This window comes from Gilliamella apicola, from assembly GCF_003202655.1.
Taxonomy (GTDB): Bacteria; Pseudomonadota; Gammaproteobacteria; order Enterobacterales; family Orbaceae; genus Gilliamella; species Gilliamella apicola_R.
Genome location: NZ_QGLR01000009.1, coordinates 488,214 through 511,977 on the forward strand (window position 1 = coordinate 488,214; position 23,764 = coordinate 511,977).

The following is a 23,764-nucleotide window of genomic DNA, read 5'->3' on the forward strand; positions in this document are numbered from 1 at the left end:
TTGTCATGGCATTTAATTGGCAAATTGTTGAAGAATATACCCCCCTTTTTATAGAAGGGGCAAAAACTACCGTTCAATGTACTATTATTTGTGTGATTTTAGGGACATTATGGGGATTGACTTTAGGTATTGGACGAACAGCATCCACCAAATATGGTTTGTGGAAATGGGTGCTTTATTATGGCGTGCAATGGCCTGTTAAAATTTATGTTAGTGCTTTTCGCGGTACACCATTATTTGTACAAATTATGGTAGTGCATTATGTTTTAATGCCGTTTTTTCTAAATCCGCGTGATGGATTATTGGTCTCTGATAATCTTATCTCAGTGGCTACCGCGCGCTATTGGCGTTCGGAGTATGGTGCTTTTATTTCTTGTGTTACGGCAATTACGTTAAATGCCGGAGCCTATATTTCCGAAATTTTTAGAGCGGGTATCGAATCAATTGATAAAGGTCAAATGGAAGCGGCTAGGTCACTTGGAATGAGTTATGGCAGTACCATGCGTAAGGTGATTTTACCGCAGGCTTTTAAACGCATGCTTCCTCCGTTAGGTAATAATGCCATTGCTATTTTGAAAGACTCGTCACTCGGTGCCGCCATCGGTCTTGCTGATTTAGCTTTTGCCGCAAGAACATCTGGTGCTGCATATGGTTCTTATTCTGAACCTTATATTGTTATTTCCATTGTGTATTGGGTAATGACGTTCTCGCTTTCATTATTGGTTAAATATTTAGAAAAAAGGTTAGGCAAAAGTGATTCACATTAAAAATCTACAAAAACAATTTGGTGATATCCATGTGTTACGTGGTATTTCTTGTGATATTCAGGAAAAAGAGGTGATTTCAATTATTGGTCCTTCCGGATCAGGAAAAAGCACCTTTTTACGTTGCATTAATGGATTAGAAGACATTACTTCAGGAGAAATTGAAGTCAATGGATTTAAACTACCTAACGCTAAAACCAATATTAATCAACTGCGTGAATCGGTAGGTATGGTTTTTCAACGCTTTAATCTTTTTCCGCATATGACAGTGTTGCAAAATCTCATTTTGGCACCAATAGATGTAAAGAAAATGCCCAAAAATGAGGCCATAACTAAGGCGGAAGGTCTGTTAGTTAAGGTTGGATTGATTGATAAGATTGATGCTTATCCCAATCAATTATCAGGTGGACAACAACAACGTGTTGCGATTGCTCGTGCATTAATGATGGACCCGAAAGTGATGCTTTTTGACGAACCAACTTCGGCGCTTGATCCTGAGTTAGTTGGTGAGGTATTGGCGGTAATGAAGTCACTCGCGCAAGAGGGGATGACCATGGTGGTTGTCACCCATGAAATGGGGTTTGCCAGAGAGATGTCGACTCGGGTTATTTTTATCGATCAGGGTATTATTCAAGAACAAGGCTCGCCTGAGCAAATCTTCACTCGACCACAAAATGAAAGAACCCAGTTGTTTTTAAGTAAAGTATTGTAAACCAGCCTCATTTAGCATTTGATTGATTAAATAGTCTGCAACAAAAACCGCACTAACCATTGGTTAGTGCGGTTTTCAACTTGGAGTTACATACAAACTGGTTTTATGCTTTATATTTTTTCATTACAATTGAAGCATTAGTACCACCAAAACCGAAGCTATTTGACATGACTGTGGTTAATTCACGCTCGGTTGGTTCGGTAATAATGTTCATGCCTACTGCTTCATCAGCAAGTTCATCAATATTGATGCTTGGTGTAATAAAACCATGTTCTAGCATAAGTAGTGAGTAGATCAATTCTTGGGCTCCCGTTGCACTTAATGAGTGACCTGTCATTGATTTAGTTGAAGAGATAGCCGGGATGTTATCACCAAATACTTGTTTAATTGCCCATAATTCTTTAACGTCACCAACAGGAGTTGAAGTACCGTGAGTATTGATATAATCAACTGGTCCATCAAGATCTTGAATAGCTAGTTGCATACAACGCATTGCACCTTCACCAGATGGTGCAACCATGTCGTAACCATCAGATGTTGCGCCATAACCAACTAATTCACCATAGATGTGCGCGCCACGAGCAAGAGCATGTTCAAGTTCTTCAACTACCACCATTCCTGCACCGCCAGCGATAACGAAACCATCACGGTTTTTATCATAAGCACGTGATGCTTTTTCTGGTGTGTCATTGTATTTGGTGGATAATGCACCCATAGCGTCAAATTCACATGACATTTCCCAACATAATTCTTCACCACCACCAGCAAAAACCACGTCTTGTTTACCAAGTTGGATAAGCTCGGCCGCATGACCAATACAGTGAACAGAGGTTGCACAAGCAGATGTCATTGAGTAGCTAATACCTTTAATTTTAAATGGGGTGGCTAAACATGCAGAAATTGCTGATGACATTGATTTCGTTACTGCATAAGGACCAACACCGCGTAAACCTTTTTCTTTCATGCCAGCAACCACATTATATTGAGTTTTGGTTGAACCACCATAACCAGCGATAAGACCTGTGCGCGGATTAGATACTTGTTCTGGGGTTAATTTTGCATCTTCAATTGCTTGTTGTAGTGCAAGATATCCATAAATAGAAGCATCATTCATAAAACGGACAACTTTACGATCTATTAATCCAGTGGTGTCTAATTTTACATTACCACATACATGACTTCGCATTCCGCTATCTTTCATTTCTTGCGAGAAAGTAATACCGCTTCGGCCCACTCTCAACGACTCTAAAACTTCTTTGGTATTATTTCCGATGCTTGAAAGAATACCTAATCCGGTAATTACTACACGTTTCATCTAATGCTCTACTCCTAAGTTAACTGGCTTCATATGAAAAATTGGACTGATTATAGCGTACACTTGTAAGCTGAACAATACCCTACGATTGATTTTATTTATAAATTTTTAAATAAGATGAGGTTTGTAAAATAAGTTATCAATAGCATTAACCATCTTTACATTTCCTTAATGCTTTCTTAATGAAATTGGCTATAAAAGTGGTTTAATGGCACACATTTTTTGTTATTTGCGATCTGATTATTTACTTGCGAAGGCATCTAAAATAGTTATAATACTGTTAATATATACAGTTATTGGTAATGATTATGATTCAAGACAAAATGATATCAAAGCTTGAGATATTGGCGGAATCTGCGAAATACGATATTTCGTGTGCCTCCAGCGGTACTTCTCGCAGTAATAAAAACAAAGGTATTGGTAGTGCTTCACGTTGTGGTATCTGTCATTCCTTTACCGCCGATGGTCGATGTGTTTCGTTACTAAAAATCATGTTGACCAATTACTGTATGTTTGATTGTGCTTACTGTATCAATCGCCAAAGCAATGATATTCCTCGCGCTGGATTTACACCGAAAGAGTTAGCCGATTTAACGATTGAGTTTTATCGTCGTAATTATATTGAAGGGCTTTTTTTAAGCTCTGGTATTGTGCGTAGTGCTGATCATACCATGGAAAAAATGATTCGCGTGGTTAAAATTTTACGCCAAGAATATCATTTCAATGGTTATATCCATATGAAGGCGATCCCGGGTGCAAGTAATGAGTTAATTCGTGAGGCAGGGTTATTGGTAGACCGAATGAGTGTCAATCTTGAGATCCCAACGGAACGCAATTTAAAACTGCTTGCGCCAGATAAAGATCATCAAACTATTTATCAACCCATGCGCCATATTCAACAAAATTTACTGGAAAATATTGAAGACCGTAAAAAGCTCAAATCAACACCAAAATTTGTGCCAGCAGGACAAAGCACACAGGTAATTATTGGCGCGACGGATGAAACCGATAATCAAATATTACAACTTACCGCTAAGTTATATAAGCGCCCAAGTATGAAGCGAGTTTACTATTCGGGATTTATTCCGGTAAATAGTTATGATAAACGTTTACCCGTACTGCAAGAAGTACCAAGAGTGCGTGAAAACCGTCTTTATCAAGCGGATTGGTTACTGCGTTTTTATGATTTTAACGTCGATGAGATTGTTAATGATGAACATCCTGATCTTGATTTAACTGTCGATCCAAAGTTATCTTGGGCGATTCGTAATCCACAGTTTTTTCCGGTCGATATTAATCGTGATAGTTATCGAAAGATTTTGCGAGTACCCGGTATTGGTGTTAAATCAGCAAAATTAATTGTGATGGCAAGACGACATCGAAAACTCAATATCGAAGCATTAAAACGGATCGGCGTGGTGCTTAAACGTGCGCAATTCTTTATTGTTTGTCATGAAATGAGAACCTATAAATTACTTGATTCATCCGCTGAATATATTCGACTTAGCTTGCAAGATCAGCCTCTGATTGAAGTTAACAAAGATCCTATTCCACAACAACTAGTGATGGGGTGGTAAGCTATGCTTGGGTTTTATTATGACAAAACTTTTGAAGGGCTGTTATGTGCGGTTTTTGATGCGTTTAAACTCAAAAAAATGCCTGAATGTTTGTTGACAACTGATGACATAGTGCCGCTTTTACTGTCAGAATCTCACCAAGTGGAATATCGGAACAGTAAATATGAAAGAGTATACACGGCGCTACAAAAAAAGTTATCGCCGATAGCCCTTAATCAAATCTTGTTTACTTGGTTATCTGAACTGCCTGAAAGTGACTTAATCATCTTTCGTTATATTTGCAAAGTTTTTAAATCAAACCGTTCAATTGAAACCGATTTTGGTGATCCAGATGTACTTGCAGTTCACGATATAGCAAAAAAAGTGAATAAAGAGAAGCATCATATCCAGCAATTTGTACGATTTAATAGTATCCAAAACCCAGCAAGCGATATTGATGAAAAAATCTATTTTGCGGTTATCGAGCCTATTTATAATGCTTTACCATTAACCACACGATTTTTCAAAGATCGCTATGCTGACCAAAAATGGGCAATTTATGATGAAAAGCGCCAGTATGGTTATTTTTATAATTTAGAAAAGCTTGAGCAAATTTCGTTAAATGAGGATGATCATCTCATTGTTGATAACAAAATCAATCAAGATTATTTGACAGATGATGAAAAGCGTTTTCAAACCATGTGGTATCGCTATTGTAATGCGCTAACGATCAAAGAAAGAATTAACCCTAAATTACAACGACAAAATATGCCAAAACGGTTTTGGCATCATTTGCCGGAAATGCAAGGAAAATAAAAAACGCCGAACAAATCGGCGTTTTTTATCAAATTTATCAAGTATTAAAGCGAAGCGAAAATTATTGGGCGTCGATATCGCTAATAATGCTGTTAATACTTTCTTGACGTTGTTTCTCTTTTTGCTCATCAACTTTACCGCCAGACGCATTAAAATCATTACGTTGGAAGTAAGCATTACGCATAAAGTTATAAGGATCATCGCTATTTTTAAGTAAATCTTCATACTCAATTGCTACGGCGCGAAGTTCTATACCATCAACAGCGCCACGCACTAATGCCCATTCCCAGTCTAACCAAACAAGTGGCGGATACAAAGAATCAACAAGATCACCACCTTCTTGACGAAGGGTTGCTGAACCATAGAAAGGCAACACAACATAAGGACCATAAGGCACATCGTAATGACCTAATGTCTGACCAAAACTATGTTTAGCACCTTTTTGTAACTGAGGATCAGCCATTCCTGCAACATCAAAAATACCAACTACACCAAAAACGCTATTGATGAAGAATCTGGCTAAATGTTTACCCGATTCTCGTCCTTCACCTTGTAACGCACTATTGACAACCGATGCAGGTTCAGAGAGGTTAGATGAAAAATTCACAACCCCTTTACGTATTGGTGTAGGTACGTAATCCTTCCAAACTACAGCAGCAGGACGTAAAATATACGGGTCAAGTGCATAGTAGTTAACATTAAACATGGTTTTATTAAAACCCGATAATGGGTCACTATAACTATTTGTTTCAGGTTGATAGGTTGCGCAACTAGTTAGTGCCATAACCGAGAACATCATACCTATTATTCTTTTTTTCATAATGTTACCGAATAAAAATAATAAATTGCCGAATAGATGAATTGTATCATGTTTGCTCAAAATAGAAAATTTTTCATTAATTAAATGGTATTATCTTGATAAATTTATTAGAATAATCATCGTTGCTGACCTCATAGTTAAATGGATATAACGAGCCCCTCCTAAGGGCTAGTTGCAGGTTCGATTCCTGCTGGGGTCAAATTTAATATGTTAATCTATTCTATAAATTTATCAACTATCAAGCACTGATTGGATTTTTTTAAAATCTATGCCATCTTTAAATGTTTTTTGACCTTTTCCCATTCAGCTTCTCAATATTTAAAAGGATTTGGTAAATTTTTTTGCGAATCATATAATCTGCGCTTCCAATTATAGTGTCCTATATCACTAATCCTAGTTTATAGAAGAATTTCTTCTTTAACAAAATAAACGAGTTTAAGCATTTTTTGCTGAGTAGTTATGGCAATTTGGTAACGCTATTCCTTTGGTTACCAACAACAAATTGTGTAATATTTGTGAAGTAAAATTTTGCAAGACTGATAGCGAATAAGCTTTATCAATGCAGTACCGCTTTCTGATGATGCTAATAAGCAATTAGATCGAATTATTAAGAGGTTAACAATAAACAGGAAAAGTTATATTATCAAATTAGGTAAATATTCTATTTCTTGAAAAACATGAAAGACGATAATCTTAGAAAGGTTCACGAATTGATTCAAAATAAACCGTGGTGCGACGACATTCTAGATCAAATTCAAAAGTTGATTGATAATGAAAAATGCCTACCCATCAAACGCATGATGTCAATGAGTATGAGCTCAGTTATAAATCAAATTGCAAATCACGAAAAGCCCGACCTATAGTTTATTGGCTAGCAACAATAGGCTAGCCAATATATTAATTATTTAAGTGAATGATTGAACATTAGTATTGCTTCTTCAATAATTTTACTTTGAGATTTTCCCGTTTTAGCACTCAATTCAACAATTAATTCAATAATATCAATGGGTAGCTTATATGCTTTTGATTTAACACCTCGTTTTTCGTCACTTTTTCTTTGAATCTCAGCTCTAGTTAATGCCATATAGTCTCCTTCATTTGACAATACCTTTTGTATCCTTAGAGTACTATAAGATTGATAGCTACGATTAACAATAGTTTGAATCTTTTGTGCATACTTTAAAATTTATTTCTGAAGGCGCGTTTTTCACTGATAATAAAAATAACAGATTAACAAACTGGGCAAAATTACATGGAATAACCTTTGAATATATTAAACCTAGCAACCCTTAGCAAAATGGCTATATAGAATGATTTAACCGGGCGTCTCGAATGAAGGTGTTAGATCTGTATTTATCTGAAAATCTAAAATAAGTAAGAAAAAAAACGAAGAGTGGTTAAAGATGTATAACATAGAAAGACCGCATGTAGCATTAAGTAATATGTTACCAATTGAATATAAAAACATGAAGCAAATAGCGTGATTTACTACTAGACTTGTGTATTTACAATGGAGTATTTACAGTTTAACCAACCTAAATAAAGTTAACTCACATACAAATCTTCACTATTTTACAAATGGTTTTATTTTTCTTATTAATTATCTCTAATTGACTACACTTGTATCATTTTTTATTACAAATCCATTAATTAACTTAATTTTTTAGATTGTGGCATTATCTTTAGCGAGTCATTTTATGAAATGCAGATCCAATGCACTTTATAAATAACTCATAAATAGGACATTACCTGAAACACAATTAACTATTTCAATTATCTTATTGGTACTTTGAATTTTTGTTTAAAGGATGGAAATATGAGTGAAAAATTAACTAATTATCAATGTGGAACTACTTGTGAATCATTGGGCATTGAAACACGCTCAATTATTAATAACAATCGACCCCGGATTTATTATAGATGCTCAGACATGACAGGAAACGGAGCTTGGTATGAGGCCCTTACAACCGCTAATGCATCTGCTGATCTTGTTGGTGCTTTACCTGCGACAAAAAGTGTTGAAAATGGAACAACTACCCACTCAATATGTTCTAATGTTGAGTTCAAAAAAATGCCGACTGTGGATGGTAAATCATTAATTACAGATTTAACTGATGTTGATAATAAAATTAACTCAATTAGAGATAGTTTAAATACTGTTAGTAATCGCGGATATGTTGTTGAGTCGTATCATAATGGTAACGCTTGGTATCGAGTTTATTCAGATGGATTTATTGAACAATCTGATGCTCAATATATAGAAACTAAGAGCATTAATGCAATACACGGAACATTCATTAATTTGCTAAAACCAATGAAATCATATAATTATGGAATAAGTATTGATAAGATTAATAGTGGTGCTTGGGCTCAAACAGAGTTTGCTTATGCAGAAGTTTATCCAACCGCGTTTTGGCTAGCATCGTTTACATCAAGCATTCCTGGAGCAGTACTAGTTCGTTGGACAGTAAGAGGATATTAATATGACAATTACAAATCAAGAATATGCAGAAGCAGCGATAAAAGCCAATGAGGAAGGTAGGGCGTTAAAAATTGAAAACAGCAAATTAACTTTCGTTGTTCCGCAACCAATGAAGTTAACAGATGAGCAAATTATTTATCAAAATCATCAGGTTAAACAATCTTTGTTGAAAGAAGCAAACGCCGAAATAGATATACTAAATGATAAAATAGAGTTTGATGAGGCTGCTGATGAAGATATAGCAATCCTAAAAGAATGGAAATTATATCGAATTAATCTAAAAAAATTAGACGTCAACGATATCAATCTCACTTTCCCAGAAAAGCCTCATTAATTTTTTTAACACAATTACAATAATAAAAACCACCTTCGGGTGGTTTTTAATATCTAAAATTGGAGAAAACAATACTATTTATTAATAGGAAACTAATGGCTTCCATAAATGATATATTGCTCCTATATGAGTTATCTAATCAGAAGGGTAGTACACACATTGGCTATCACGGCAGCAATCTACAAACTTAATTCGATAATCATGGACAATTCGCCTATTGGCTTTCGCAAATGGCTCCGGACAAATTTTCAGAGATAAACGTCGTAATAGGTAAACTTGAAGTCTGATATATAGGTAAATAGCCAACAAAACGCTACAGTTTAGTAAGGAACTAAAATCACTAGTTGAATTAGTGGTGTGATCAACAAAAATTTAGAAATTGAATTGCAAAATTAGCTATTTTGATATTAACAATACAAACTTCTTGTCGAAGGTTTTATCCCAACGTTTTTTTAAAGCTAATAAGAATCTACTGTAAGGTTTGTAGAATAACGCGTTGAATTGGTACGCCCGGGTGGACTCGAACCACTGACCCCCACCATGTCAAGGTGATGCTCTAACCAACTGAGCTACGGGCGTATATTTTGGAAACACGCAAATATTAGCGGGCAAATAGTTTTGTTTCAAGTAAAATAATTAAAAATAGCTGTTTTTTTAATCTGTCGAACAAATTTGATGATAAAATAAGCAAATTTTATATTGAAAAGTCGAATAATAGTCACATTTTTATTATTCTATTTCTACTTTAATCTTAACGATTATTCGAAATTGATTCGATTTTTTATTATTGTTCATAAGTAAATGTGCGTTGCTAGTGGTTTGCAAGTTTTAAATTGGCTATACTCCACAACTTTATTAAGTATTACTGGTTCAGGTTATTATGTCGCTAAAAGATCAGATTGAAGATGTTCTACATAATGTTTTTGGCTATAAGTCATTTAGGAATCAACAAAAAGATATTATTGAATCAGTGATTGGCGGACGTGATGTTTTAACTGTTATTCCGACTGGTGGGGGTAAGTCCCTTTGTTACCAAATTCCGGCGGTTGTTTTGTCAGGTACTGCTTTGGTGATTTCTCCGCTTATTTCCTTAATGAAAGATCAGGTCGATCAGCTATTGGTAAATGGTATCCCTGCTGCTTTTTTAAATGCGACTCAATCTGGAACAGAACAACAATATATTATTCAGCAATATTTAAATCATTCAATAAAGCTATTATATATTTCTCCTGAACGATTGGCTGTTTCTTCGTTTTTGTCAATGATCGAGCAACATCCACCATCCTTAATCGCTATTGATGAAGCGCATTGTATTTCACAATGGGGACATGATTTTAGACCTGAATATCGTCAATTAAATCATTTATCAATGCGCTTTCCCAAAGTGCCAATCATCGCTCTTACTGCCACTGCCGATAAGATGACGCAGCAAGATATTCTTCACCAGCTTAATTTAGTCGATCCGTTGGTTGTCGTACGCAGTTTTGACCGGCCGAATATTCGTTATACGGTGGTGGAAAAATTTAATCTCACTGAGCAAGTAGTATCATTTATTGAAACCCAAAAAGGCAATAGTGGCATTGTTTACTGTTCTAGCCGTTCTAAAGTTGAGGATATGACAACCAGACTTGTAGCACGAGGGTTTTCTGCTATGGCTTATCATGCTGGTCTATCACCAAATGAGCGCCAAATGGCTCAAGAGAGTTTTTTAAAAGATAATACCCAAATTATTGTTGCAACGGTTGCTTTTGGAATGGGGATTAATAAGCCTAATGTAAGGTTTGTTGTCCATGCTGATTGTCCTCGTTCAATTGAGGCCTATTATCAAGAAACCGGTCGTGCAGGGCGTGATGGTGTGCCCGCAGAGGCGATACTACTATTTAATAATAAAGATTTAAATTGGTATCAGCAACAAATTGCTGAAAAATATGATAATGAGCAGAAACAAGTGGAACAGCATAAAATTGAGGCGATGGAGTCGTTTGCACAATGTATGACTTGTCGGCGGATTGTGTTGTTAAATTATTTTGGTGAACACCGTACCGAACCTTGTAATAACTGTGATATTTGTCTTTATCCGCCTGAGCAATATGATGGGTTGATTGATGCGCAAAAGGTTTTGTCTTGTGTTTATCGAGTCGAGCAACGTTATGGTGCGCAATATATTATCGATATTCTACGCGGGTCAGGACGTTCGCAAATTAAAGAAAATGGTCATCATAAGTTGTCGGTTTATGGGATTGGTAAAGAGCACTCTTCTGATTATTGGCATAGTGTGATTAGACAGTTAATTTTTTTAGGGTATTTACATCAAAATATTTCAACGTTTGTCACTTTGCAATTGACTGAAAATGCTCGGCCAATATTGAAAGGTGAAGTATCGTTAAAGTTAGCCAAACCACGATTAGAAATAGTTAAGAAAAGTCGTCTTAATCGTTATGCAAGGGCGATTAATTTAACCACTATTTTATCCTACGAAGAACGAATTTTATTTAATAATCTTAAGCGATTACGTAAACAAATTGCAGATATGGATGACATCCCTCCTTATATTGTATTTAGTGATGCAACCTTGCTTGAAATGGTGCAAACTATGCCAGACAGTAAGAAACAACTTATCAACGTGTCGGGTGTGGGTAAAATTAAATTAGAGAAATACGGTGATCTTTTTTTAGATGAGATTACTGATTTTACACTAAAGAACAGATAACCTGAGATTTAAGTTATTCAAATTACTCCATCGGTAAAAAAATTAAGAAAAGAGGTTTTTTAAATGAAAGATACCTTATTTAAGATGGTGTCTATGATAAATTTATTTCGAAAATAATGTCGGTTCAATAGCCTAATTGAACAGAAATCTTCCTTATTAATAATATGTTGTCAATGATTAAGTCAGCGATCGGCATCTTAAAGACTAATTTGACTGATTGTGGTATGATTAGCAAAATTTAATAGTAATAAGTAATGGTGATTATGAGTTATCAAGTTTTAGCACGTAAATGGCGACCCAAATCATTTTCTGAGGTAGTAGGGCAACAACATGTTTTGAAGATTTTATCTAATGCCCTTTCTCTTGGTCGGGTGCATCATGCTTATCTGTTTTCAGGTACCCGAGGGGTGGGAAAAACTTCGATCGCTCGTTTGTTAGCTAAAGGTTTAAATTGTGAAAGTGGTATTACCGCAACTCCTTGTGGTGTTTGTGATAATTGCCGTGAAATTGAACAAGGCCGTTTTGTTGATTTGTTGGAAATCGATGCCGCCTCACGAACTAAAGTCGAAGATACTCGTGAAATCTTAGATAATATTCAATATTTACCAACTAAAGGGCGTTTTAAGGTTTATTTAATCGATGAAGTGCATATGTTGTCACGCAGCAGCTTTAATGCACTGTTGAAAACCTTAGAAGAGCCGCCGGAACACGTTAAATTCTTGTTAGCAACAACTGATCCTCAAAAATTACCTATTACTATTTTGTCGCGCTGTTTGCATTTGCACTTGAATGTGCTTGATACGTCGATAATTGGCGAGCAACTGAATCATATTTTACAATTAGAGCATATTGAGAGTGAACCAAAAGCGATTCAATTGTTAGCAAAAGCCGCGAATGGTAGCATGCGTGATGCGTTAAGTTTGACCGATCAAGCTATTGCACTTGGCAATGGTAAGGTCGATGCCGTTTCGGTTGCATCTATGTTAGGCACCTTAGATAAGGCCATCCCTTTTGCATTAGTTAATGCGCTTTATCAAGGCGATGGAAATGCGTTGATGCAACATATTGCCGCGGCGGCAATGCAAGGTGCTGATTGGGATAATTTATTGGCGGAAAGTATTGCGTTGTTGCACCAAATTGCATTATTGCAAGTGGTACCTACTGCCTTAGGTGATTATGCAGATCATGAGGAGCAGTTGCGCTTTTTAGCGCAATATATGGCGCCAAATGATGTGCAGTTGTTCTATCAAATTTTATTAATGGGGCGAAAAGAGCTCGCCTTTGTACCAGATAAGAAAATGGGCATTGAGATGAGCTTTTTACGAGCTTTAGCTTTTATGCCTAAAAATGTTGATTCGATTACTCCACCAGCTACAACCGTTAGCGAAACGGCTATTGGACATTCACCCATCGCAAAGTCTAATCCGCCAAAAATGGATCCGGCAACAGTAGCAACAACCTCGGTGACTTCTTCTCCGATCTCTACAATCAAAGAAACCAATAAGTCATCAGTTGAATCACAAGTTGAGGAACAACCACAAAAGCAAACCGACACACAATTATCTGCTTTTGCTGCCAATAATGCAGCATTACCACAACAGGCTAATCAAGCTAACAATGCTCTTTCGTCTGGATCTGATTCGTCGATATCGCTTCCTGAGGAAGCCTCATCCATCACTAAAAATATTTTAGAGATGCGAATGCAGTTAATTAAAGAGGAACAGAAGCCAAAAAAGTCTGAATCGGTTGATGTCAATCAACCAGCAAGCAACCTAGTTAAATCTAAATTGAAGCGCGTTAGTCCTGTGGCAAACTCAAACAGTAAGGTTGAGGTAGCGGTGGTTGATGAGTTGGATGATGAAGAAGAAATTACCGCAGAAAATTATCAATGGCAATCTAGTGGACTAAATGACGCTAAAAATGACTCGTTGATTGATGCGAAATCGGTTCGTGAATCGCTTAAAGTTGATAAAACACCAGAGATGACGAAAAAATTGGTTGAAGAGATGGTCAGTAAAGATGCTTGGAGTGCGGAAATTGAACAGTTGGAGATTGCACCGTTAATTAAGCAAATTGCGATTAATTCCTACCCTGAATTAATTGATGATAATCATATTATTTTGCATACGCGTTCGGCTGTGGAGCATCTAGCTAAATCGTCAGCAAATTGTATTAAGTTGCGAACTGCGCTGTCAAATTATCGTCAAAAAACACTCAATCTAGAGGTGGTGATTGATGATAATAAGGCTAATAAGACACCGTTAGAAATGCGTGAGGATTTATATCAACAAAAGCTTGAACAAGCTAAATTGACGATTCACCAAGATCCTAAAGTTGAGACGATTTGTCAATATTTTGATGCCAAGATTGATGAATCGAGTATTCGTCCTGTATAATTACAGACTAAATGTTTTTAATGAGGAATAATTATGTTTCCAGGTGGAAAAGGCGGTTTGGGTAATTTGATGAAACAAGCCCAACAAATGCAAGCAAAAATGCAGCAAGCTCAGGAAGAGATAGCTAAACTAGAGGTTACTGGAGAGTCTGGCGCGGGTATCGTTAAGGTTACCGTTAATGGTACACATAGTTGTAAACGGGTTGAAATCGATCCATCTTTATTAACCGAGGATGATAAAGAGATGTTAGAAGATCTGATCGCTGCTGCTTATAATGATGCCACTCGACGTTTGGAAGAAGCTCAAAAAGAGCGTATGGCTCAAGTTACTGGTGGCATGCAATTACCACCTGGTTTTAAAATGCCATTTTAATTTGGATAATTAACGCTATATTTTATTATTGGTTTTGCCAACTTGTGTTGGCAAAATTTCTATTTATCGCCTGTCTATTTATACAGTTTATCTTTATTAATTTTTTCCTATCAGGTAAACTAACTCACAATCGTTTTTTAATTCTAATTCAATCTTGATCATGCTAATTAGACTGATGTTGAAGGGTAGAAGTTATTTAATATCGGTCTTATTTGATTCAAATTGTTTGATTAACATTAATTATTAAGGATATGCTGTGATAGGTCGTTTACGTGGAATCATAATTGAAAAGCAACCACCCAAAGTGTTAGTTGAAGTTGGTGGTGTTGGCTATGAAGTTTTTATGCCAATGACCTGTTTTTATGAGTTGCCTGAAAATGGTAAAGAAGTAATTGTGTTAACTCATTTTGCCGTGCGTGAAGATGCTCAAGTGTTATATGGTTTTAATCATGAACAAGAACGAGAGCTATTTCGTGAGTTGATTAAAGTCAATGGTGTTGGACCTAAATTAGCGTTAGCTATTTTATCAGGAATGTCCGCCAGTCAATTTATTAGCGCAGTTGAACAAGGTGAAATTAAAACGTTAGTAAAATTACCAGGTGTGGGTACCAAAACGGCTGAACGATTGATTGTTGAGATGAAAGATCGTGTTAAACGATTTGGTGAAGAGTTAGCTAATATGAACGCAACTGTTGAGACTGGTAGCGTTAAAAAATCATCCAATCAAATTGAAGGTGAAGCGGTTTCTGCGCTTATTGCTCTAGGTTATAAACCGCAAGAAGCGAGCCGTATTATTAGCAAAGTCATAAAACCAGATATGGATTGTGAAACGCTAATACGTGAAGCATTAAAGTCAGCATTATAAAGAAAGTAGGGATCGATGATGATTGAAGCGGATCGTTTAATCGCACCACAGGCTCAAAAAGAAGAAGAGTCGCTAGATCGAGCTATTCGTCCTAAATATCTGGATGAATATATTGGTCAACCTCAAGTGCGTGAGCAGATGAAAATTTTTATTCAAGCAGCTAAGCAACGCAGTGATGCACTTGATCATGTTCTAATTTTTGGCCCACCAGGCTTAGGTAAAACAACATTGGCCAATATTGTCGCTAATGAAATGAATGTTAATTTGCGCACAACTTCTGGTCCTGTGTTAGAAAAAGCAGGTGATTTAGCGGCAATGTTAACCAATTTAGAGCCGAATGATGTGCTATTTATTGATGAAATCCATCGTTTATCCCCTGTTGTTGAAGAAATCTTATATCCTGCAATGGAAGATTATCAGCTCGATATTATGATTGGTGAAGGTCCTGCTGCACGCTCAATCAAAATTGATTTACCACCGTTTACGCTCATTGGCGCAACCACACGAGCTGGTTCTTTAACATCGCCATTACGTGATCGTTTTGGAATTGTGCAACGCCTTGAGTTTTATCGGGTTGAGGATTTGGAATATATTGTAAGCCGTAGCGCAAAATTTTTAGGGATGGATCTCTCTAAAGAAGGCGCTTACTTAATTGCTAAACGTTCACGAGGAACTCCGCGCATTGCCAATCGTTTATTGCGACGGGTACGAGATTATGCGGATGTGAAATCTAAAGGTATTATTGATGAACGTATTGCCACACAAGCTTTAGATATGTTAGATGTCGACAATGCAGGCTTTGATTATATGGATCGTAAGTTACTACTGGCTATTATCGAAAAGTTTATGGGTGGACCAGTAGGATTAGACAATATTGCCGCTGCAATAGGCGAAGAACGTGAAACCATTGAAGATGTGTTGGAGCCTTTTTTGATTCAACAGGGCTATATTCAAAGAACGCCAAGAGGACGAATTGCAACTCCGCATGCTTATCGACACTTTGGTATTGTTCAAGATGATTAATTAGACTAATTTACAATTAGATTAATTTACATTCAGTTTAAATTACCGAATATTTGATAAAACACCGCCGATTGGCGGTGTTTGCTGTTGTAGTATAAATTAACCGAGTTCTTTTTCAGTAAAAATACCACTGAATAAATCAGTACTAAGATAACGTTCACCTGAAGATGGTAAGATAACCACGATGGTTTTATTGGCATTTTCTGGTAGTCGCGCCAAGCGGTCAGCAGCAAATACTGCCGCACCGGATGAAATTCCCGCTAAGATGCCTTCTTTTTCCATTATTATTCGTGCCGTTTCGATGGCTTCTTCGTTAGAGACTCTTTCGACCAAATCAATCAAGCTTAAATCCAAGTTATCAGGAATAAATCCAGCCCCAATACCTTGTATTTTATGTGGTCCTGGTTTGATAGGTTCACCTGCAAGCGCTTGAGTGATGACTGGTGAGGTAGTTGGTTCGACTGCGACCGCAGTAATATTTTTACCTTGGATCTTTTTAATGTATTTGGTTACGCCGGTAAATGTTCCACCTGTACCAACACCGGCAATAAAAATATCGATTTGGCCATCAGTATCAAGCCAGATTTCTGGTCCGGTAGTTTTTTCGTGAATTTCTGGATTGGCGGGATTACTAAATTGTTGAAGCATGATATTTTGTTTTGGGTTGCTGGCAACGATTTCTTCTGCTTTTTCGATGGCACCTTTCATCCCTTTGCTCGCTTCGGTTAATATTAGATTGGCGCCTAAAGCTTTAAGAAGTTTGCGGCGTTCAATACTCATACTTTCTGGCATAGTTAAGGTTAACTTATAACCGCGAGCAGCAGCCACTGCGGCTAATGCAATACCGGTATTGCCACTGGTTGGTTCAATAAGTTCAACATCAGGGGTGAGTAAACCTCTTTTTTCGGCATCCCAAATCATATTTGATGCAATACGACATTTTATGCTGAAGCTAGGATTACGAGATTCGATTTTGGCTAATATATTACCTTTACCAAAATGTTTTAATCGAACTAAAGGCGTATGACCAATGGTTTGGGAATTATCATCAAATATTTTACTCATGTTAGTATCCTTTTTATTGCCTAATGATAAATAGCATTTAGTTAGTGCTAATAAGTAATACCATTATAAATACAACGATAAAAGATGAAACTAATTAATAATTATAACAATATACATTTTAGTCATAAGCAAAAAATAATGAGAAAAATGACTGACATCAAAGATGTTAGAATACTAATTGGAAAAACGTGTTAGTTGCTAAATTCCATCCCCCCATAACAATCATTGATGGATTTACTATTTTATCCATTCTTGAACTTTTAATCTGCAAAAGATAATATCTAAAATAATATGAAATATTCCAACAAAATGATTAAATAATAAAGTTGTTTATCTCATCAAATAACATTGCAATTATGATTGCGACTAACAAATACCAACGATAACATTACTAAAAGAATAGTTAGGATTGATATAGATGATGGATTTAGATATTGAAAAATCAATTACTGCTATAGAAAAAGGTAAAGTTAGAGGTTTTGATGAAGTAAAGGAAATAAATGGTGAAAATTATTTATTCGAATATGCTTTTAAAAAATAGGATGAAAAATACCATACCTATTTTTCCATATACCGGAAAATAAAATGACAATGTTTGAAGACTTTACCATTGAAGACTATGCCACTGAAGACTATGCCATTGAAGAAATTAGTAGGTTTTCCAATATAGAAGACGCTTTAAATTATTTTAGAGGGCAACGCATTGAAATTAAAAAATTTTCTGCTATTAAAGGAGCACTACCTTTTTAGAGGATAGAAGAAGTCGATTAGCAAGTTAAATGATAAAAAACAATATTCAAAACACCAGCAATGGCTGTTTGTCGATAGAAAAAAGATAATAAAAGCAAAGCAATTAATATTAAAGGTAAAAATGTATGCTTATAGATGATGCTTTACGTAAATTTGTAGAATCCTTTCAAAATAGTGGTGAACCGCTAGGAGTAATGAAGTATTCTGATACGAAATTGCAGGCTGATAAAATTGACCTTCCATTGACTGGAGAGATTTTGTACTTTTATGACCATTTAATACTTGAAGATGGGCCATTTTTTGGATGCAATCCTTGGATTAGTATTATCGAAAGAAATAGATTCAAAAGGATACTTGAAGGTTGGGACAATAATCCTGAATGGAAAGATAGTTATATCATATTTGCTGAATGTAATGGTGATGTATTGTTTTGCGATTCATCTGACCTTAAATCTCCAGTTTATGGTAGTGTACAGATGGAGATGTATAAATTGACTGACTCATTAAGTGAATTTTTGATTATTTATTCAAAATTTATTGAGGTGGAACAGATTGAATTTGGCGGGGATGTGACTGATGATGATTTTAATCCCAAACCTGAATATTTATCAAGAATTGAAGAGGAATTAAACAAAAATCTTTCTTCTAAGTTGTATATTGATAATTTTATGTATTTTTTCTTTGGATAGTTGAATAGATAAACGGGTAAAATTTTTCTTCATCACACTCTTTTATACCACAAAAGTGCCTATCCAACAGAAATCAACCGGTACCTTTGGAACTAATGTACTGGTTACTAATCTCACAAGATTTGAATCTACTAATATAATCGTAATTGAGTTAATTCCATTAGCTATTATCTCTATTTAAATAGATTTATGATTATTTTGGATAACTTATCTTATTTTATATCCAATCTAATATAATTTTTTTGATATATTTTTTATTCACTTTGCAAATAGAACAGTTACTTTTTGCAGTATAGCTAAAGTTGTGGTTACAATTTGATTGTTTATGCATTCACCAATTAAAAAACATCTTACACGTTTAATGTTGCTACACCTTCGGATCGATTATTGTGCTTATATTCATTTTTTCCATTTTTAGGTTTGCCATAAAATTTTTGATAAAAACTGTTTTTGTATAAACTTCAGATGGTTAAGTTGCCATATATCTATATCTTGCCGTGTGATTTTAAGCTTAATAATTTAGCTTTATCTTTAAAGCTTTATCTTTAATTTCGTCTTAATATCGCTATACACCTTAATTTTGTTGCATGGATTACCTATATTATTCAATTAATAATTATAAGCGAATGATTCGGGTTATTAATGCTGAACTTTAATTGTGATTTGATGGCTATAGATTTCTAAATTAAAATATCAACAATGTCACTAAATCATTACGCCTAGTATGATTTAATTGAATTAGATTTTATTTTATTAGGAGAGAAGCTGTATAATTTATTATGGTTAGCATTAACCATCATTTAGTTTCTGAAAAATTTGAAAAAACAAAAGTCTCAAGATTAAACATACATTTTTTTTCATAACTTGAATTAGCATTACTCAACAATACAACTGTTTGCAATTTATTATTATCTCTATACCAAATAGCATAAACACCATAAAATTCGGATGAAGGCATCTTAGGATTGGCAATACAATATCCATTTTCATCATATATGAACATATTCTTTTCACCGTTTTCTTTATAGTCAGATATGATTAATATTTGATTTAAAAATTTAATTTCCACTACCTGAAAAACTTTCATTTTAAAATTTTTGCTTATGGTTGAATTACAGTTCATCCAAGATATGTTTCTTCCAGAAGAGTCTACTGTAAGATTACTAATCATTATTACTTATTCCATTACATAATTAAACGTTAAAGCGTTTAGATATTTTACGCGCCTAGCAATTATCGCACCATATTAATTAACTTGGGCAATGAATTTCACCAAAAAAAGCTCACTATAATGGTATTTAGCTATTGCTGTTTTTATCTTGTTGTAGCGATATCATTATTGGCAGAATGATGACAAATATAATTATAGTAGACTTAAATATATCCAAACAGAACTTTATCGGTTAATGCCATTATTGTATTTGCGTTATGAATAATATAAAGATTTAACCTAAAAAACTCTTAGCTATGCCATTATTTCAATAAATTCTTCTTAAACTTACAATGAGTTGTGAGCATGAAAATTAACGACAACTTAGTTATCACCTCAATTAGCTTTTTTTACCACTGCATTAACCATAATCAATAAAACTGATTGCATAAGATAAAAAAATATTTTAATTTTAGAGATTAGTCATTTAAAAGGAGAAGAAATGCGAGACCAAAAAGAGAGAGTGTATAGTATTGAACTATTAGTAAAAAATGAATTTAGATATGCCTTAGCGGTCAATTTAATCACTCAAGAGCAGCATGACAACTATTTACAAGAGCTTAAAATACTAACCGATTATATTTATGAAAAGTATAAAGATTTTCCTGGTTTTTACGATGAAGATTGGTTAAAAATTAATGCCTATTATGAAAGGGTTATTGCGCTTGACTTTGTAAGACCCTATATCAAAGAGGATTTAGAATATTTCTGGCTTATAGAGATGTAAAAATGAATATTGATGTCACGAAGAAAGTTAATGTATTATATAAAAAATGCAATTAGTGGATAAGACTCAGGTCATCGCTAATTTTAACCAAATTTATCTGAATTAATATCCATTCCTGCCAACTTCCTTCAATTCGCTTTATAAGTATAAAATCTATTGACTCTTTTAAGGTTGCTAATTAATTATATTAAAATATAAATTCTTACAATATTTAAAAACATTAATCAGCTAAAAAATAAGTTATCACCTCAATTAGCTTTTTTTACCACTGCATTAACCATAATCAATAAAACTGATTGCATAAGATAAAAAAATATTTTAATTTTAGAGATTAGTCATTTAAAAGGAGAAGAAATGCGAGACCAAAGAGAAAGGATGTATATTATTGAAAGTACAATGAAAAATGAATTTGAATATGCCTTAGAGGTCAATTTAATCACTCAAGAGCAGCATGACAACTATTTACAAGAGCTTAAAGCACTAACTGATTATATTTATGAAAAGTATAAAAATGATCTCTGTTTTTACGATGAAGATTGGTTAAAAATTCATGCCTATTATGAAAGGGTTATTGCACTTAGTTTTGTGAGAGAACGTACTAAAAACAATCTAGAATATACATGGCTTATAGAGATGTAAAAAGGATTTTGATACTATGAACGAAGTTGATGAACTATATGAAAAAATTCAATTAGCGGATGAATCTCTGCCTACTCCTAATTTTAACCAAACTAATGTCAATTATCCTAAAAACCCCTATACCAATGAAATCTACGAAGCTAATGATTTATACAGATATGGTCATCGAAAAGGATTTAACGAAACGTGTTGGTTAACTGAGGAGGAAATAAAGGCTAAAGGATTACAGTTAAAACCCGATGAAATAGCAAATTTTATCGAAAGTGATTTATATCAAAATGATACTCATTATAGAAATGTTAAATTTTATAATGTTGAGCAGTTAGATAAGGCCTCTTTTGACACTTTACCCATAGATGTAAAACCTACTCCGAGTTGGGTTAGAAATGATGCTGCTGAAGAAGTTATGAAAGCACAAAAGATTGCAATATTGCATAATAGTTGTTCTAGTCCTCGTTATAATCCTATCAATCACTCTATTCATATGCCACATCCTTCACAATATGATACCGCGGAAGGTTATTATAATGACTTGTTTCATGAATTTGGACATTCAACGGCTAAACAATTAAATCGAACTCCGACTACTCTAGCGGAAACAGTAGTTTTTGCAAGAAAAGAAGCATTAGTTGCCGAACTGACAGCAATCAAACTGTGTGGGTTATTCAAAATATGATAAGAGTTTAGCATATATTAAATATAATTTAGCTAAATTTGATAATGATATGCTAGAGCAGAAAAGTGAGTTAGGAAATGCTTTGCATGAAACGGATAAAGTCTATAATTTAATATTTGACAATTGTCCAGAGGACTTAAGGGCATTATTAAAAGCACTGCAATCTAGTGAAAATGCAGCAATATCAAAGCAAACAGCCGCCAGTATGGAGTTTTAATGGTGGCTGTTGTTTATATGTTGATCCTCGGTAAAAAGTAGCCAAATTATGCCTAGCTCGAAAGATCAACTCAGCCAAACTACCTCAATGATTAAATTCATTAACGACAAAAAAATAATGCGAATGATATATTGCAAATAACTATCATATTACTTCATGAAATGAATTATGGATGCTTTAAGTTTTTATATTGATAATTTTTTATCTAATAACAAAAAAGAGCGTTGGCAAATTCTAGCCAAGGGAAAATGGCAAAATTTTGCTAATTAAATCAATAATCTGGATAAACATTTAAACAATAGTTGTCACCAAATTGAGAATAACTGTCTAGATAAATTTAAAGATATTGTTAAGCAATATAATATCAACTCCGGATATTATTATGACTTTTATTCAAAAACATTAGAATTAACACAGATGATTTTAAGGATATTTGTGATGATAGTTTTTAGTTTGTCTAGAGCAAAGAATAGCTTTCTTTTTTATCATGATGGATGAATATGGTTTGGTAAAATCAATTAATTTATTAAATTAATCCGGTATACTATTTTCCATTTCTAATTCAATTCTTGTTATCGCTTGTTGGCAGCGATATATTCGATTGTCAAGGGCGGCTAATCTAGTGTGATCTATTAACTTTGGTGAGAGTTCAAATTCATACTTCATCTCTTGTAATCGTCGTAAATAATCTAAATGTCTTGAGTGTTTTTCTACTAATGTTTCTTGAATAATATCCTCAGGAGTTGGTTTACGGAGATGTACTGTGGCAAGTTCACGTGTTAGGGCGGTGATTTGGTTAATAAGTTTTTCAGATAAAAATTCAATTTGAGTTAGTTTTTGTAAGCGTGTTGCATCACAAAGTGCTTGATAGGTTTGTTTGATTTTGTCCAAATAGAATTGAAGATTAGTTTCAATCTTACTCGTATTAAACAGATGTTCATCAAAATAGAGCTCTTGATAGGAGTGTTGATCGGCTAAGTTGATCTGCTGTTCAAGTTCATTTATTTGAGTTTTTAATTTGTCCAAAAATTTTTGCATGGATCTATCTTCATTATTGATTATCGTTATCTTGTCCAAAATAATTACCTAAATGAATTTTAGATAAGTTTATAAGTTTCATTAACGATGCAAAAGTTAATTTTTCATTTGGATTTTTATTTGGACTTAATACTTTTTTTTCAATTAGTTGTAATTTAATTCGGTTATAGTTGTCAACTAAATTGAGTGGTAAAGGTGATTGGGATCGATAGCCTAACCATAAGATCCCTTGGATAGGTAAGCTTAAAGTAAATAAAATGGTGATGATTGTTACCACTAATTGTGCGGGTAAATAATATTGCCAAAGAATTAGACCGATGATGATTGGCGGTAAAATTTTTTTTGCCATTTTGATGTAGTTTATAATTTTTAATTCAGGAAATGAGTAGGATAGTCCTTTATCATTTGGGCAAATATCCATATATGTTTGTCCTTGTTTAAAAATTTTAACTAAGTTCATCTGCTTTGGATTCCTCGACATTCACATTTTATTGTCTTAAAATAGTGCCATTCAAATTGGGGGCTCTCTTTATTTTATATCAAAATTCAAGATATCAGAAGTCGCCTTGTATAACACATAGATTATTT

Annotated in this window: 25 protein-coding genes and 2 tRNA genes; 19 read left to right on the forward strand and 8 right to left on the reverse strand. The window is 34.5% G+C overall.

Going from position 1 to position 23,764, the window contains the following annotated elements; translation table 11 throughout:
- The first annotated feature begins 5 nt into the window (after positions 1–5).
- Positions 6–767, forward strand: a complete 762-nt coding sequence (locus tag DKK70_RS06820; protein WP_110423265.1) for an amino acid ABC transporter permease — start codon at positions 6–8, stop codon at positions 765–767.
- Entirely contained in the window at positions 754–1,476 is a 723-nt protein-coding gene (locus tag DKK70_RS06825; RefSeq protein WP_110433314.1) for an amino acid ABC transporter ATP-binding protein, read from the forward strand. Before DKK70_RS06820 ends, DKK70_RS06825 begins: the two co-directional genes overlap by 14 nt.
- A 103-nt stretch (positions 1,477–1,579) precedes the next feature.
- Here DKK70_RS06825 and fabB read toward each other — a convergent pair whose 3' ends face one another.
- The gene (gene fabB / locus DKK70_RS06830) at positions 1,580–2,791 is read right to left on the reverse strand and encodes a beta-ketoacyl-ACP synthase I (protein WP_110423267.1); all 1,212 of its coding nucleotides are present in this window, start codon (positions 2,789–2,791) and stop codon (positions 1,580–1,582) included.
- Between the two features lie 311 nt (positions 2,792–3,102).
- Between fabB and DKK70_RS06835 the strand changes: the two genes are divergently transcribed.
- Entirely contained in the window at positions 3,103–4,368 is a 1,266-nt protein-coding gene (locus tag DKK70_RS06835; RefSeq protein ID WP_110433546.1) for a putative DNA modification/repair radical SAM protein, read from the forward strand.
- A 3-nt stretch (positions 4,369–4,371) separates the two neighbouring features.
- On the forward strand, positions 4,372–5,163 hold the full coding sequence (locus tag DKK70_RS06840) for a TIGR03915 family putative DNA repair protein (protein ID WP_110433315.1): 792 nt from the start codon (positions 4,372–4,374) through the stop codon (positions 5,161–5,163).
- 61 nt (positions 5,164–5,224) lie between these two features.
- On the opposite strand, the gene DKK70_RS06845 is transcribed toward DKK70_RS06840, so the two are convergent.
- Positions 5,225–5,983, reverse strand: a complete 759-nt coding sequence (locus DKK70_RS06845; RefSeq protein WP_110433316.1) for an MlaA family lipoprotein — start codon at positions 5,981–5,983, stop codon at positions 5,225–5,227.
- Positions 5,984–6,110: 127 nt separating this feature from the next.
- Here DKK70_RS06845 and DKK70_RS06850 point away from each other — a divergent pair.
- Positions 6,111–6,182: transfer RNA gene (locus tag DKK70_RS06850), tRNA-Arg, on the forward strand.
- A gap of 702 nt (positions 6,183–6,884) precedes the next feature.
- On the opposite strand, the gene DKK70_RS06860 is transcribed toward DKK70_RS06850, so the two are convergent.
- Positions 6,885–7,067, reverse strand: coding sequence for a ribbon-helix-helix protein, CopG family (locus tag DKK70_RS06860; RefSeq protein WP_110433318.1), 183 nt, complete (start codon positions 7,065–7,067; stop codon positions 6,885–6,887).
- A gap of 846 nt (positions 7,068–7,913) precedes the next feature.
- On the opposite strand from DKK70_RS06860, the gene DKK70_RS06865 reads away from it, so the two are divergent.
- Both DKK70_RS06865 and DKK70_RS06870 read left to right on the forward strand, forming a co-directional pair.
- Positions 7,914–8,465 (forward strand): hypothetical protein, encoded by a 552-nt coding sequence (locus DKK70_RS06865; RefSeq protein ID WP_181415936.1) that lies wholly within the window; start codon positions 7,914–7,916, stop codon positions 8,463–8,465.
- 1 nt (position 8,466) lies between these two features.
- A complete protein-coding gene (locus DKK70_RS06870; RefSeq protein ID WP_110433320.1) occupies positions 8,467–8,799 on the forward strand; it encodes a tail fiber assembly protein in 333 nt (110 codons plus the stop codon).
- Positions 8,800–9,301: 502 nt separating this feature from the next.
- Here the strand turns inward: DKK70_RS06870 and DKK70_RS06875 are convergent.
- Positions 9,302–9,378 (reverse strand) — tRNA-Val (locus DKK70_RS06875).
- A gap of 301 nt (positions 9,379–9,679) precedes the next feature.
- Between DKK70_RS06875 and recQ the strand changes: the two genes are divergently transcribed.
- From recQ to ruvB, 5 genes are all read left to right on the forward strand, one after another.
- Positions 9,680–11,509, forward strand: coding sequence for a DNA helicase RecQ (recQ, locus tag DKK70_RS06880; RefSeq protein WP_110433321.1), 1,830 nt, complete (start codon positions 9,680–9,682; stop codon positions 11,507–11,509).
- A 263-nt stretch (positions 11,510–11,772) separates the two neighbouring features.
- On the forward strand, positions 11,773–13,905 hold the full coding sequence (gene dnaX, locus DKK70_RS06885; protein ID WP_110433322.1) for a DNA polymerase III subunit gamma/tau: 2,133 nt from the start codon (positions 11,773–11,775) through the stop codon (positions 13,903–13,905).
- Positions 13,906–13,938: 33 nt separating this feature from the next.
- Positions 13,939–14,277: a YbaB/EbfC family nucleoid-associated protein gene (locus tag DKK70_RS06890; protein WP_110433323.1), complete on the forward strand. Its 339-nt coding sequence runs from the start codon at positions 13,939–13,941 to the stop codon at positions 14,275–14,277.
- Between the two features lie 256 nt (positions 14,278–14,533).
- Complete coding sequence (gene ruvA, locus DKK70_RS06895) at positions 14,534–15,142, forward strand: Holliday junction branch migration protein RuvA (protein ID WP_110433324.1); 609 nt, start codon at positions 14,534–14,536, stop codon at positions 15,140–15,142.
- An 18-nt stretch (positions 15,143–15,160) separates the two neighbouring features.
- Complete coding sequence (gene ruvB, locus DKK70_RS06900; protein ID WP_110433325.1) at positions 15,161–16,165, forward strand: Holliday junction branch migration DNA helicase RuvB; 1,005 nt, start codon at positions 15,161–15,163, stop codon at positions 16,163–16,165.
- 99 nt (positions 16,166–16,264) lie between these two features.
- Here ruvB and cysK read toward each other — a convergent pair whose 3' ends face one another.
- Positions 16,265–17,230: a cysteine synthase A gene (gene cysK / locus DKK70_RS06905; RefSeq protein ID WP_110433326.1), complete on the reverse strand. Its 966-nt coding sequence runs from the start codon at positions 17,228–17,230 to the stop codon at positions 16,265–16,267.
- Positions 17,231–17,648: 418 nt separating this feature from the next.
- Between cysK and DKK70_RS17170 the strand changes: the two genes are divergently transcribed.
- From DKK70_RS17170 to DKK70_RS06915, 3 genes are all read left to right on the forward strand, one after another.
- Positions 17,649–17,771, forward strand: a complete 123-nt coding sequence (locus DKK70_RS17170; protein ID WP_258363913.1) for a hypothetical protein — start codon at positions 17,649–17,651, stop codon at positions 17,769–17,771.
- A 44-nt stretch (positions 17,772–17,815) separates the two neighbouring features.
- Positions 17,816–17,980: a hypothetical protein gene (locus DKK70_RS16945; RefSeq protein ID WP_219999707.1), complete on the forward strand. Its 165-nt coding sequence runs from the start codon at positions 17,816–17,818 to the stop codon at positions 17,978–17,980.
- A gap of 125 nt (positions 17,981–18,105) precedes the next feature.
- Positions 18,106–18,669 carry a hypothetical protein gene (locus tag DKK70_RS06915; RefSeq protein WP_110433327.1) on the forward strand — a complete coding sequence of 188 codons (564 nt, stop codon included), beginning with the start codon at positions 18,106–18,108 and terminating at the stop codon, positions 18,667–18,669.
- A 796-nt stretch (positions 18,670–19,465) separates the two neighbouring features.
- Here DKK70_RS06915 and DKK70_RS06920 read toward each other — a convergent pair.
- Positions 19,466–19,840, reverse strand: a complete 375-nt coding sequence (locus tag DKK70_RS06920; RefSeq protein ID WP_110433328.1) for a hypothetical protein — start codon at positions 19,838–19,840, stop codon at positions 19,466–19,468.
- 481 nt (positions 19,841–20,321) lie between these two features.
- Between DKK70_RS06920 and DKK70_RS06925 the strand changes: the two genes are divergently transcribed.
- From DKK70_RS06925 to DKK70_RS06940, 4 genes are all read left to right on the forward strand, one after another.
- Positions 20,322–20,606, forward strand: coding sequence for a hypothetical protein (locus tag DKK70_RS06925; RefSeq protein ID WP_110433329.1), 285 nt, complete (start codon positions 20,322–20,324; stop codon positions 20,604–20,606).
- A gap of 354 nt (positions 20,607–20,960) precedes the next feature.
- Positions 20,961–21,245, forward strand: coding sequence for a hypothetical protein (locus DKK70_RS06930; RefSeq protein WP_110433330.1), 285 nt, complete (start codon positions 20,961–20,963; stop codon positions 21,243–21,245).
- A gap of 16 nt (positions 21,246–21,261) precedes the next feature.
- A complete protein-coding gene (locus tag DKK70_RS06935) occupies positions 21,262–21,921 on the forward strand; it encodes a zincin-like metallopeptidase domain-containing protein (protein ID WP_110433331.1) in 660 nt (219 codons plus the stop codon).
- The gene (locus DKK70_RS06940; protein WP_110433332.1) at positions 21,902–22,138 is read left to right on the forward strand and encodes a hypothetical protein; all 237 of its coding nucleotides are present in this window, start codon (positions 21,902–21,904) and stop codon (positions 22,136–22,138) included. The genes DKK70_RS06935 and DKK70_RS06940 overlap by 20 nt, the downstream gene beginning before the upstream one ends.
- A gap of 531 nt (positions 22,139–22,669) precedes the next feature.
- Here DKK70_RS06940 and priC read toward each other — a convergent pair.
- On the reverse strand, positions 22,670–23,176 hold the full coding sequence (gene priC / locus DKK70_RS06945; protein WP_110433333.1) for a primosomal replication protein PriC: 507 nt from the start codon (positions 23,174–23,176) through the stop codon (positions 22,670–22,672).
- Positions 23,177–23,189: 13 nt separating this feature from the next.
- The gene (gene yfbV / locus DKK70_RS06950) at positions 23,190–23,636 is read right to left on the reverse strand and encodes a terminus macrodomain insulation protein YfbV (RefSeq protein ID WP_181415937.1); all 447 of its coding nucleotides are present in this window, start codon (positions 23,634–23,636) and stop codon (positions 23,190–23,192) included.
- Between the last annotated feature and the right edge of the window lie 128 nt (positions 23,637–23,764).